This is a genomic window from Paenibacillus oleatilyticus (assembly GCF_018998565.1).
Taxonomy (GTDB): domain Bacteria; phylum Bacillota; class Bacilli; order Paenibacillales; family NBRC-103111; genus Paenibacillus_G; species Paenibacillus_G oleatilyticus.
This window is the reverse complement of record NZ_JAHNZO010000059.1, coordinates 1-12,437: the sequence shown is the minus strand read 5'-3', so window position 1 is coordinate 12,437 and position 12,437 is coordinate 1. Positions and strand designations below refer to the sequence as shown.

Here is a 12,437-nt window from a genome sequence, read left to right as displayed (position 1 = left end):
CCTCCAACTTTGATCTAGTAGTCAGTATTGCCAAATTTATCTCAGTTGAGAGGTTACACAATTTATTTTACAGACCCATGTCCCTTACAAAAGGATTCCATGGACCACTGTATGGAATATCCTTGTAGTTACGGCGTCTTGGCTTCTTTGGTTGTTGGAAATGCAAATTATCTCTAGTATCTTGGGTCATATCATCTGTGTATTCCTCTGATTCTAACTCAGTATCAAATGAAGCTAGAAACTCCTCCAGATCAAAATTATCTACTTCATCAATTTCTTCATCATTCCCACTATAGTCGAACTCACTCATCGGATATTTATCAGACAGTTTAGCTAATAATTCATGGAAAGCAATCCACTGATACTTCTTGCCTATTCGCTCATTCGTATGTTTATGTCTATCGTAGGTCTTTACGTGTCTATCATATTCTCCGTGGAGTTCTACGTTATAGCCAAGTTCAAACACTCTTTTAGTTGCAATATTACTAAGAGATTGGACATCAAAATATTTTTCCCAAGATGAAACTGCACTTTGGAAGACATACCGGCCAAAGTCTCCGTAGCCTCCAATACCTCGTCCATACTCTGTTGTCATAGAACTTAGAATGCTATTTTGAGCCCAATAATAATCTTGAAATTCTCCAGCGTGGTAGTCGAATTTATATTGATTAATTTCCTCGATTGTTGGAATATGCTTGTACCACCTGCTTCTGTAAGGTGGCCTTACTTTTGTAATGTCCACCTCTGCTTGCATTCCTAAATAAATGGAATATTCAACAATACCTCTTGCATAGTCTCTCAATAATATGTGCGGAAAAACATATTTCTTTACAAATATTGTATCGTAAACATATTTACTAAGTTCATAAATTTCTTTTTTAGACTTACTTCTTAATGCACATCCATATGCAACCGCGAATATTCTTTCATATACATAAGGATCATTTACTTTTTCAAATAATCGCAGAACATCAATTAATACATGTATTCTGTTTTGAAGTAAGCAAACAAGGGCTTTAGTGGCGGAATCACGTAATTTGCGACTCGGGCTGGTTAAGAACCAAGAAATTGTAACCGCAGATAATTTGACAGACTCATCAGAAATGTAACCGCGATCTTCGTTTGACCATGCCCAGTCAATAATTCTCTTTATAGCAGAATGTCCTGAGTAATGTGTACTTATATATGGCGTCCACCAAGCATCTCTTTTAGAGAGAGAATCTTTCATCAACCTGTTATGAATTCTTTCACCATTAAAAAAGTGTTTAGGGTTTGCGGATACATGCAAAATCGTGTCCCAGAACATTTCGAATGTCCTTGTTCGTTTCATAACAATGCTATTAATATATGGAATTACTTTATCAGTAATTGTTTCAGCTTTTCTCCACAAAAGGCTACTTACAAATGCTTCTACAATCGTATCATATGATTTACAGAATGGAGCGACTTCATAAAGTTCCTTGTTAATAATCTCTGGAAGTTGAATTGATAGAGCCTCAATAAAGCCTTTATTAACATGACACTCCAGTTCATCCTTTATATATTCATACAGAACTTCTCCTTTTTTAAAAGATGACTTCGGGTCTTGTTTATTTAAATGATTTTCAAGCATATAAGAAACAGTAATATGGTCATCGAATCTTTCGTAGGAAAAATAAATACCGTCCACATTTTTTTTATCACTGAAAAATATATTTTGTGTTAACAGACCTTCATTAATTAATTCATCTAAGAACCGTCTCCAATTATCCGTATATTCTTTAACTACATTACTTACAATTTTACTTGCTTCTTCGTAAGTCACGTATTGCGAGCTTATTTCTATTTTTTTAGCAATAACCGCATCTATAGCTTTTTTAACAAGATTTAAATTTCTGGCGTAATCAAATCTTGAGGGTTCAGACAACTTACTATTGATACTATCTATATAAAAGTCTAGAATGCGGGAGATTCCTTCGAATCCATCTGGCACAACTGTTAACCCTGATTTATTCAACCCCTCACAAAAAAATTTTAAAAATAGAGGATTTTGGAATTCCGGATGTAGTAATGGAATGCTGGGTTGCTGTATCTTATAATTATCAAAAAACATTTTTGAAGCTTCGTACTCAACATCAGCAAATCCATGATGGGTAACTCTTATGGCAATTCGATCTTCTGTAATGTCCTTAGGTACAATTATTTCTTCATATGATGAACGAATGCTTAGTATTAATCCTAACCATTTATACTTTCTTATAGTTCTAATAAAACCCTTAATATGATCTTTCCAAAAAAACCTTCCTCGCCCCTCGTTAATTGCATCAATTATAATGAAAGCTCTTGAACCAATAGACTGAGCCTTTGCTTCTAGTGCTCCAAGTAATTCGTTCTCGTTCAAGTCTAGTCTTAACTGATTTTTTAATATTTGAGTCCATGGATTATCTTCATTCGTGAAATGCTGACCTAGTATCAAGAGAACAGGTGTGCCTTCCTCATTTCTTTGTTTCGCAATATCTGCAAGTAGATGTGATTTTCCAATACCAGCCTCACCCCTTAATAATAGAATAGGAGTATTAGCAAGTAGTGCAGTAGGGCTTGTGATAAATTCTTGAAAATATTCTAGAGTTTCACGGGATCGCCTTAAGTACTCAATTTCCGAACTAAATTTGTTATTATCAAAGTAATCATTTGAATTTCTTTTATCCTCCTTGTTACCTTCTTCTCTTTTTAGTTTGTAATATTGATTCATACAATCAGAAATCATCCGGCCCACACGATTGCATATTTCATCTATTTTACTGAAACAAATGTCGTTCATTTCTTTAAAATCGATATTGCAATAGCAATGCTCTAACTCGGAAAGTACTACTGAGATTTGTTCCTTATTCTGTTCTAGGCTTTTTTCTCTAATCATACTGCTAGCATACCTTGTCTTCTTTTGTAGCTCGTTATATAAGCTATCAAATTGGTTTTTGAAACCATTATCTCTAGCAATACCATAAAAGATTTTTGAAATGTCCAGTTCAAAGTTTAACTCCGGTGTATACCTGTTTCCTAATGAATCAATACTTACATCTAGTTTTTCTCTAAACCACTGTTCAGAAAAATCTTCACTTGCAAACCAAAATTTCCTTTTACCCGCATTCTTTTCTTGTGCAAGTCTAGAGAGTAGCTCAGAACTTCCCCAATATTCAAATTCAATTTTTCTTTGCTGTTCTGATGCAAGCTTTGTCCATTTAGCTACACTCTCTTCCCATTTATCCATAAACCATTTCTGATTATCGATTCTAGGGTCCTGCCTATCCAAAGGAATACATATATAATATTTCACCAAATATGGATGTTTCAGAAGCGCCGTTTTAAATGATTTTTCAATCTGACTCCACTGCGAGTCCCCCATCGAATCAAAATATTTCGCTTGCCAACCGTATTCATCTCCATTTTCCAGTGTACAATAAGCTTCAACTCCACCATCCGGTGCACCTACTCTGGTAAATACAACTTTTCCATCAATTACCTCTTCACGTGCAAGTTGACATACCAGTTCTTCAAACGCATTATTTTGTGAGTTATTATAACCTCTTATATTCCGCCAATTAAACTGTTGCACAGCCACACCTCCATATATCTATCGTAGCTATATCAATAGCATATCAAAAAAACAAATGGATTTGGATTATTTTGTCGTTATTTGCTACGAAGCTATTAGAAGATTTATAGGCATGACTCAGAGTCATCTTATGCTTTCTCCGCAGCTATACAATTTCCACAATTCGTTAGTAATGTAGTGATATACAATACTTCCATACATGTACTGAGGTGACAGGAAGTACATTGGCATCAAAAGGAATGACATTTGTTCTCAAACTCTGGAGCAAGCCCCCCTTGAAACGTAGAACAGACTTATCCTCTACAAATGCGTACTCACAGAGATGCTTTTAATAAAAATAACCCTCTCACGATCAAGAGGGCGTCACAATCTAACAGTCTATTCAGTTAATCCTCCCGATACATCCTTACCACGCACTCCACATGTGCCGTCTGCGGGAACATGTCCACCGGCTGGATCCAGTCCAGCCGATAGCCTTGGCCAAGCAACACCTGGCAGTCCTTCGCCAGGGTGGACGGATTGCACGACACGTAGACGAGTCGTGCCGGCTTCGCCTCGGCGAGCGCGAGCAGCAGCGGGCGCTCGCAGCCGGTGCGCGGCGGGTCGACCACGACGACGTCGGGGCGGATGCCGCGCTGCACCCACTCGGGCAGCAGCTGCTCGGCGCGCCCGACGAAGAAGCGGGCGTTCGCTGCGCCGCTCGCCCGGGCATTGTCCCTAGCGTCGTCGACCGCCTCGGGGATGAGCTCGATGCCGCGCACCTCGCGGGCGTGCGGGGCGAGCCAGAGCCCGATCGTGCCGGTGCCGCAGTAGGCGTCGACGACAAGCTCTTCGCCGGTCAGCGCGGCGGCTTCGCGGACGGCGTCGTACAGCTTCACCGTCTGCTCCGGGTTCAGTTGGAAGAAGGCGCGGGGGGAGAGGGAGAAGCGGACGTCGCCGAGCGTCTCGTCCAGCCGCTCCTTGCCCCACAGCATCGTCGTTTTCGCGCCGAAAATAAGCGGAGAAGCTTCTCGATTCAGATTTTGCGCGATGGTCGTCACCTGCGGCAGCTCGTCGCGGATGCGGCGGACAAGCCGTTCGCGGTCCGGAATGCGGTCCGCCGCGGTAATGAGCGTGAGCTGAATCTCCCCGGTTTGCCGGCCGACCCGGGCTACGATGGTGCGGACGACGCCTTGGCGGGTCCGTTCGTTGTAGACGGGGATGTCCAGCTCGCCAAGCAGCTTGGCGACCGTCTCCGTGACCCGGTTGATCGCCGGATCGTGTATCGCGCAGCCGGTAATGTCCACGAGCTTATGCGTGCCGGGGGAGTATAAGCCCGCGACGACCTGCTCGCCAGCGCGGCCAAGCTGCAGCTGCGCCTTGTTCCGGTAGCTCCACGGGTTGTCCATGCCGAGAATCGGCCGGATCGGGGCCGTTTCCATGCCTGCATAGCGCCGGAACGCTTCCCGGACCAGCTCCTCCTTGGCGCGCAGCTGAGCCTCGTACGTCATATGCTGAAGCTGACAGCCGCCGCAGCTGTCGTAGACGGGACAGGGTGGCTTTTGACGGTGCGGCGAAGCCTTTTCCACTTCCACCAGCTTGGCCGTAATATAGCTCGGTTCGACCTTCGTCACCGTCGCTTTGACGACTTCCTCCGGCAGCGTTCCATCGATGAAAACCGCCTTGCGTTTGTAGTAGCCGACGCCCTCGCCGTTAATGCCGATCCGCTTGATCGTTACTACGATGCGGTCGCCGGCTCTCAGATCCTCTGCCGTCGCGGGCCGGCTTGCCGCAGGCTTTTTCCCGCCAGGCTTCCGCGCCGCTTCCGCTCCCTTCCCATGCGGACGCGAAGAATCGCGGTTCTTTTTCCATTCAGTGCTCATGCCGTTCTCTCCGTTTCTTGTCGAATCGCTGTTCTTACTATACCATGACCGGGCCGGATTGGCGAAACGGGCGCCATGCATAAGATTAGGCATCCCCCTCGGCCGGATGGTATACTCTAGCTGTAGCTTTTTCCAAGAACGCCCCCAAAGGAGCTGAAGATGTTGCCGATGGCGGAAACGATGATTAAGGCGGACGGTTTAGTTAAACGGTACGGGGACTTCACGGCCGTAAAAGGCGTCCATTTCGAAGTATATCAAGGCGAGGTGTTCGGACTGCTCGGACCGAACGGCGCGGGCAAGACGACCACGATGGAAATGATTGAGGGGCTACGACGGCCGGATGAAGGGCATGCGATTGTGGCTGGCTTCGACACCCGGACACAGCTGAATCGGGTCAAGCAGGTGATCGGCGTCCAACTGCAATCCACCTCGCTGTTTGATCTGTTGAAAGTGCACGAGATCGTCCGCATGTACGCCAGCTTTTATCCGAGCTCCGTCCCGATCGAGCCGCTGCTGGAAGATATGATTTTGCAGGAAAAACGCAACGACCGCGTCAAAAACCTCTCCGGCGGGCAAAAGCAGCGTCTGGCGATAGCGCTGGCGCTTGTGAACGATCCGAAGGTGGTCTTTTTGGACGAGCCGACGACAGGTCTGGACCCGCAGGCCAGGCGGATGCTGTGGGATATCGTGCTTAGGTTGAAGGAACGCGGAAAAACGATCGTGCTCAGCACGCATTACATGGAAGAAGCGCATACTTTGTGCGACCGCATCTGCCTGATGGACAGCGGGCAGGTGATCGCGCTCGATACGCCCCGGAATCTGGTCCGCAACCTGCAGTCCGACAGCGCCATCGAATTCCGGCTGGAAGGCGCCGACACTTGGAGCGAGGAGCAGCAAGAGGCTGTAACGGAAGCGCTGCGGGAAGTCAGCGAGGTGAAGCAGGTGGATCAGCGCAAAGACATTTTCGTGCTGTATACCGACCATCTGCAAACCTCGCTCGTCGATCTGATTGCCCGGGCGGAAGGGCAGGGATGGCGCGTGCAGGAGCTGCAGACACGGACGGCCACGCTGGAGGACGTATTCATCCACATGACGGGAAGGAGCTTGAGGGAAGCATGAACGCTTACATTCATCTGACGCTTGCCCAACTGCGGCTGTTCGCCCGCAACCGGCAGGTGCTGTTCTGGACGCTGCTTTTTCCGATCTTCTTCATGGTTATGCTGGGCTCGTTCCTCGGCAAGGGCAATCCGGTCTCCGTCTCCGGGGCCATCGTCGATGAGGACCGGACTGCCGCTTCCGAAGCGCTGGTGAAGGCACTGCAGGACAACCCGATCCTGCGGCTGAACGCAGCCACCGATTTAAATCCCGAGTTGGAAACGCTGAAACGCGGCGATTACCAGCTTGTGCTCGTCATTCCGAAGGGCTACGAGGAACAAACGAAGCCGGGCAGCACGGGGGTGTCCGCTGCGATCAAAGTGTATTACGACGAAACGAATGCCGCGACCTCGCAAATCGGGCTGCAGGTGCTGGCTCCGGTCGTCGACGGAATCGACAAGAAGCTGTCGGGCTACACGCCGAAAATTACGATCCGGCCGGAAGGCGTCCAGTCGCTGAAGCTCAGCTATATCGACTTTCTGGTGCCGGGCATCGTCGCCATGATGATTATGTCCAACAACCTGAACGGGGTGGCGGGGCAGATCGCCTCGTGGCGGGAACGAGGCATCCTGCGGCGGATGCAGAGCACGACGCTGAAAGCTTCGACGTTTATCGCGTCGCAGATTACGGCGCGGCTGCTGCTGAACGGCTTGCAGGCCGTCATCGTGCTGGTCGTCGGCTCGGTCTTTTTCGGCACGCAGGTGAACGGCTCATGGCTGCTGCTGCTCAGCTTCATCGTGCTCGGGACGCTGGCGTTCATGTCGATCGGTTTTATCATTGCCGGTCTGGCCAAAACGCCGGAAAGCGCCGGGCCGATCGCCGGCTTCATCTCGTTCCCGATGCTGTTCCTGGGCGGCGTCTTCTTCCCGATCAAGAACATGCCGGAGTTCCTTCAGCCGATCGTCAAGCTGCTGCCGATCTCCCATCTGACGACGGCGCTGCGTCAAGTGATGAACGTAGGAGCGGGACTTTCCGTCGTCTGGACCGAAGCGGCGCTGCTCGGCGGGTGGCTGCTCGTCGCGTTTATCGTGGCAAGCTTTACGTTCCGGTGGGAATAAGACGGGGCTTCGATCCAGTTTGCAACATGAACAGACGGCACCGGCCCTTCCGCACGAAAATTCCACATTTTTTTCTTAAAAATGGGAAATACTATGCTTATCATGCTGCATATATAGAGAAAAGGAGAATTTTAACCTTTTGTTTATATTCTCCTAATGTTGTCTTAATGTTTGCCCGGTAACATGAAGACAATAATATTCGATGCGAAGGGACGATTTTTAGATCATGATTTTGTACCAATTGGCCAAGAGACTGGCGGAGCGCAATCGATTGCAGGACAATATCGAGCGTTCCGAGGGCAATATCGAAGCATTGGTAACGCAAAAGGAGCAGGTGGAGGAGCAACTGTTGACCCAGGCCAACATGTGGAAGGAAGAGGGGCAGGACGAATTTATGCTTGCTGCGCTGGCCCCTGAGCCGGACAGCCTGCCTGTGCAAGAGTCTTTGTATTAGTTTTGGGAAAATGGGACGTCACGTTCCATTTTCTTTTTTTGTATTCGGTTCCGTTTCGCGGTAGAATAGGGATGCTGTTCAATACGAAAATGGATAAGTAAAGAGGTACGGAATTCCCATGAAAACGATTGTCTTATCGACGTTAAACGCCAAATATATTCACACTTCGCTTGCACTCCGGTATTTGAAGGCGTTCAGCCAGCACGATTTTCCAGGCATCCAGATTGCCGAATACACGATCAAGGACCCGGCGATGAATATCGTGTCCGACATTTACCAGCGCAAGCCCGACGTCGTCGGCTTCTCCTGTTATATCTGGAACATCGAAGAAACGATCGTCGTAGTCAGCATGCTCAAGAAGATCATGCCCGAGCTGGTCGTCGTTTTGGGCGGTCCGGAGGTTTCCTACGATACGGAGTATTGGATGAACCGGCTGCCGGAAGTTAACTTCATCGTCGTCGGAGAAGGGGAGGAGACGCTCCATCACCTGCTGACCGAGCTTGAAGGAGACCGCGCTCTATACAGCGTCTTCGGCCTCGCCTACCGCAACAAAGAGGGACGGGTCGTCATCAACCCGCCGCGGCCGAAGCTGGCCTTGGACGATATTCCGACGCCGCATCGCTTTGCCGAAGACGTCCCGAGCCTGGCGAATCGTGTCGTCTATTTCGAGACGAGCCGGGGCTGTCCGTTCAGCTGTCAATTTTGTCTGTCTTCCATCGAGGTAGGCGTGCGTTATTTCGACATGGAACGGACCAAGAGCGACCTGCTTTATTTGATCCGATCCGGCGCGAAGCTGATCAAGTTCGTGGACCGGACATTTAACATTAAGCGCGATTACGCCATGGAAATGTTCGAATTTCTGATCCAAAACCATAGCGGCTGCGTGTTCCAGTTCGAGATTACGGCGGACATTATGCGGCCGGAAGTGCTCGATTACTTGGCAGAGAATGCGCCGCCCGGCATATTCCGCTTCGAGATCGGGGTGCAGTCGACGAACGATCTGACCAATAGCCTTGTCAAGCGCCGCCAAAACTTCGCCAAGCTGACCCGTACGGTGACGAAGGTGAAGGAAAGCGGCAAAATCGACCAGCATCTCGACTTGATTGCCGGGCTGCCTGAGGAAGATTACAACAGTTTCCGCAAAACGTTCAACGACGTCTTCGCTTTGGGTCCTGAGGAATTGCAGCTCGGGTTTTTGAAAATGCTTCGCGGCACCGGGATGCGCCACGACGCGGAAAAATACGGTTACCTTTACATGGACCATGCGCCGTATGAAATTCTCGGCAACAAAATTTTGCCGTTCTCGGATTTGGTACGGATCAAGCGGGTAGAGGACGTGCTGGAAAAATACTGGAACGCCCATCGGATGGACCATACGGTCCGGTATTTGATCGAGCGCGAATTTACATCGGCCTTCGATTTCTTCCAAGAGTTCGGCGATTACTGGGAGGAGCGCGGCTGGCAAAAAATCGGGCACCAGCTTGAGGATTTGTTCACCCGGCTTCATGCGTTCCTGAAGCATCGCGGCACGGCTAAGCTCGACGTCATTGAAGGCTTGATGAAGCTGGATTATTTCCTGAATCACAAGTATAAGCCGCGCAAAATTTGGTGGGACTTCACCTTGGACAAGCCCCGGCAGTCCGATTATTTGCGGCTGCTTGCCGAGCAGCCTGAGTCGGTATCCGGCTCGTTCGCCGCACTGGGCATCGGGGAGAAGGAGCTGCATAAGCATGTCATGATCGAAAAGCTGCCGTTCCGGCTGGACCGTTACTTGCAGAGCGGAGAACTGGACCGGACGAGCGAGCAGCTGCTCATCGTGTACTTCCCGCCGGACGCTTCGGCCAAGCCGCAGCCGTTTACGCTGGAGCTGGAGCCGACGAGCGCCTGAATGCATAGGCTATAATAAAAGAACACCCGTCTTAGAAAGAAAAAGACGAGGTGTTCTTTGTTTTTGTTCGGTAAGGTCTACGGCAGGTAGCTGCGCAGGACCGTCATGCTGCCCTCAAGCGAATAGCTGCCAAGGTTGGCCGGCAGCAGGTAGCATTCGCCCGGTTTCACATTCAGCTCGCCGTCGGCCCAACGGATCGAGCCGGTGCCTTCGCAGATGATGTGAATCACGAAGCTTTCCGGCGACGTTTGCAGCGGCCAATTGCCTTCGACGCGCCCTTTTTCCGTCACGAAGAATGGGGAGCGGGCCAGAGTCAACCATTCGCCGGAGGCGTTCAAGTTCGTTTTCATATACGTAGCGCCCGAATTTTCGTAGGCGATGACGTTCAAGGAATCTTCAATGTGCAGCTCGCGCGGCTTGCCATCCAGACCGAGACGGTCGTAATCGTACAGCCGATAAGTGCTGTCCGAATTTTGTTGAATTTCGGCGACCAGCACGCCGGCTCCGAGCGCATGCACGGTGCCTGCGGGAATGTAGAACGAATCGCCCGCTTCGGCGGTAACTTCGTTCAAGCAGTCCAAGATGCGGTTCTGCTCGATAGCTTCAGCCAACTGCTCGCGGGTCACGCCGTCTTTCAGGCCGTAAATGATTTTAGCACCCGGCTTGGCGTCCAGAATGTACCACATTTCGGTTTTGCCCAGCTCGCCTTGCGGCAGACGTTCGTAATGATCGTTCGGATGCACCTGCACGGACAGGTCGTCCTGACAATCCAGCAGCTTGATGAGCAGCGGGAATCGGCCGTTTTTCTCGGAAAAGCCCTTGCTGCCGAAAAACTCGCTCCCATATTGCTCGCGGATTTGATCGAGTCCCATACCGGCCAACTCGCCGTTTGCGACGGTTGTCGTTCCATTCGGGTGATCGCCGATCATCCATCCTTCGCCGATCTTCCCTTCCGGCAGCTCGAGTCCGAACTGTTCGAGCGCACGTCCGCCCCATACTCTTTCTTTAAATTCGGGCTTGCATTGCAACGGATACGGCTTCATTACTCTCCACTTCCTTATCCTTTGTCGGCCGGGTTTACCGGAGCAAACCCCGCCTTTCATTTTTTTCTATTTTGCATTATATCAATCTGCCCCGCGTTTTGCTATAGCTAAAAGCACTGAAAACGGGGGCGCAGCCCTATCTCTTCTCAATGGCGATAAGATAGGGCGGATGGTTGATCTGATTCATAAAACGATACTGCAGCGTCTGAAAATGCTTTTGCGGCAAAGCGGCAGCCCAACGCTCGACCTCGGCCGCTTCCTCCAAGCCTCCCCGATGGCCGGTGTACAGTACGATCGTAATAATGCCGCCGCGTCGAATAAGCCGAGCGGAAGCTTCCAAGGCGGCCAGCGTTGAAGCCGGTTCGGTCACGGTTTCGTGATCGGCTCCGGGCAAATAGCCAAGGTTGAACATCACGGCCCCGATGCGGCCATGGTTTTCTTCGGGGATGGCCTCCAGCATCGCTTCGTGGCTGCGCAGGTGAAGCCGGACGTGACGGCCGGGACATTCCTGTTCAAGACGCGACGCCGTGCGGTCCAGCGCCTGCTGCTGGATATCAAAGGCGTGCACGGTCCCGGAAGGCCCGACAAGCCGGGCCAGAAACGCCGTATCGACTCCGCCGCCGGCCGTACCGTCGACAACGGTTTCACCTGGCTGCACCCGTTCTTCTATTAATTTATGTGCAAAGCTGAGTATGGAAATAAAGCCCAAAGGAGCGATTCCTCCTGTTACAGATAATGAAAAATAGCTAAGCTGCCTGCTGTTTTTCTACCGAATACGGATTGAAAAGTATGGATGGGAGATGCTAGCTTCAGATGTCCTATCCAAATAGAGGAACAGCAATGCGTTATAAGCCGTAGTTCAAGCAAAATGCGGAAAATAAAGGAACTATGGTGCCTTAATACGACAAAAACAAGATGCGCAACCCATATTCGACACGAATAACTCACTAGAGTTCCTCTATTGGTTTAGGCCGCCTCAACCATAGTCCTATAGCGCACCGGAAATGTCTTATTCGTCAAGGACAAAGGTTTGAAGCTCCGAGTAGCTATGTAAGCTCTTAAAGCATGTCCGAACCCGGCTTCGCCGAGCTCTAATTGCTTGCCCGTCCCGGCGGCGCCAGATCTCCAGCGCCTGCCGGGCTCGACGGCGTCTGAAACCCTGGCTTCGCCACGGCCGAGCCTGACGCCTCCGGCTCCGAGCTCGCCTTCGGCGGCTCGATCGGCCCCGCCGGCGGCGTCACCGCCTTGCCGCCCTCCGGCTCCGCTCCCCCCGACTTCGCGGGGCTCGGCAGCTTCGCCGGCGGCAGCGCGGGCGCGCTCGGCGCCTTCGGCGCCACCGGCTGCTTCGCAGCCGTATCCGGCTTCGCCGGGGAGCGCTCCGCGCC

The 12,437-nt window shown here is 50.3% G+C and carries 8 protein-coding genes and 1 pseudogene; 4 read left to right on the top strand and 5 right to left on the bottom strand.

Going from position 1 to position 12,437, the window contains the following annotated elements; translation table 11 throughout:
• Positions 1-67: 67 nt before the first annotated feature.
• A complete protein-coding gene (avs2, locus tag KQX66_RS36195) occupies positions 68-3,592 on the bottom strand; it encodes an AVAST type 2 anti-phage system protein Avs2 (protein ID WP_216798357.1) in 3,525 nt (1,174 codons plus the stop codon).
• Positions 3,593-3,978: 386 nt separating this feature from the next.
• Entirely contained in the window at positions 3,979-5,454 is a 1,476-nt protein-coding gene (rlmD, locus tag KQX66_RS36190; RefSeq protein WP_216798356.1) for a 23S rRNA (uracil(1939)-C(5))-methyltransferase RlmD, read from the bottom strand.
• Between the two features lie 168 nt (positions 5,455-5,622).
• Here rlmD and KQX66_RS36185 point away from each other — a divergent pair, with 168 nt between their 5' ends.
• From KQX66_RS36185 to KQX66_RS36170, 4 genes are all read left to right on the top strand, one after another.
• Positions 5,623-6,573, top strand: coding sequence for an ABC transporter ATP-binding protein (locus KQX66_RS36185; RefSeq protein WP_216798358.1), 951 nt, complete (start codon positions 5,623-5,625; stop codon positions 6,571-6,573).
• Positions 6,570-7,667 carry an ABC transporter permease gene (locus tag KQX66_RS36180; protein ID WP_216798355.1) on the top strand — a complete coding sequence of 366 codons (1,098 nt, stop codon included), beginning with the start codon at positions 6,570-6,572 and terminating at the stop codon, positions 7,665-7,667. The genes KQX66_RS36185 and KQX66_RS36180 overlap by 4 nt, the downstream gene beginning before the upstream one ends.
• A gap of 226 nt (positions 7,668-7,893) precedes the next feature.
• On the top strand, positions 7,894-8,121 hold the full coding sequence (locus KQX66_RS36175; protein ID WP_216798354.1) for a hypothetical protein: 228 nt from the start codon (positions 7,894-7,896) through the stop codon (positions 8,119-8,121).
• Between the two features lie 118 nt (positions 8,122-8,239).
• Positions 8,240-10,009: a B12-binding domain-containing radical SAM protein gene (locus tag KQX66_RS36170; RefSeq protein ID WP_216798353.1), complete on the top strand. Its 1,770-nt coding sequence runs from the start codon at positions 8,240-8,242 to the stop codon at positions 10,007-10,009.
• Between the two features lie 77 nt (positions 10,010-10,086).
• Here the strand turns inward: KQX66_RS36170 and KQX66_RS36165 are convergent, their stop codons facing one another.
• The 3 genes and pseudogenes from KQX66_RS36165 to KQX66_RS36155 all read right to left on the bottom strand — a co-directional run.
• Entirely contained in the window at positions 10,087-11,052 is a 966-nt protein-coding gene (locus tag KQX66_RS36165; protein ID WP_063185696.1) for a type I phosphomannose isomerase catalytic subunit, read from the bottom strand.
• A gap of 136 nt (positions 11,053-11,188) precedes the next feature.
• On the bottom strand, positions 11,189-11,761 hold the full coding sequence (gene mnmM, locus KQX66_RS36160; protein WP_216798352.1) for a tRNA 5-(aminomethyl)-2-thiouridylate-methyltransferase MnmM: 573 nt from the start codon (positions 11,759-11,761) through the stop codon (positions 11,189-11,191).
• Between the two features lie 257 nt (positions 11,762-12,018).
• Positions 12,019-12,437 (bottom strand): annotated as a pseudogene (locus tag KQX66_RS36155) (hypothetical protein); the annotation flags it as partial.

Bases quoted from the DNA above. Each gene is read 5' to 3' on its own strand.
- rlmD (WP_216798356.1), bottom strand. From the start codon at position 5,454: ATGAGCACTGAATGGAAAAAGAACCGCGATTCTTCGCGTCCGCATGGG.
- KQX66_RS36185 (WP_216798358.1), top strand. From the start codon at position 5,623: ATGGCGGAAACGATGATTAAGGCGGACGGTTTAGTTAAACGGTACGGG.
- KQX66_RS36180 (WP_216798355.1), top strand. From the start codon at position 6,570: ATGAACGCTTACATTCATCTGACGCTTGCCCAACTGCGGCTGTTCGCC.
- KQX66_RS36175 (WP_216798354.1), top strand. From the start codon at position 7,894: ATGATTTTGTACCAATTGGCCAAGAGACTGGCGGAGCGCAATCGATTG.
- KQX66_RS36170 (WP_216798353.1), top strand. From the start codon at position 8,240: ATGAAAACGATTGTCTTATCGACGTTAAACGCCAAATATATTCACACT.
- KQX66_RS36165 (WP_063185696.1), bottom strand. From the start codon at position 11,052: ATGAAGCCGTATCCGTTGCAATGCAAGCCCGAATTTAAAGAAAGAGTA.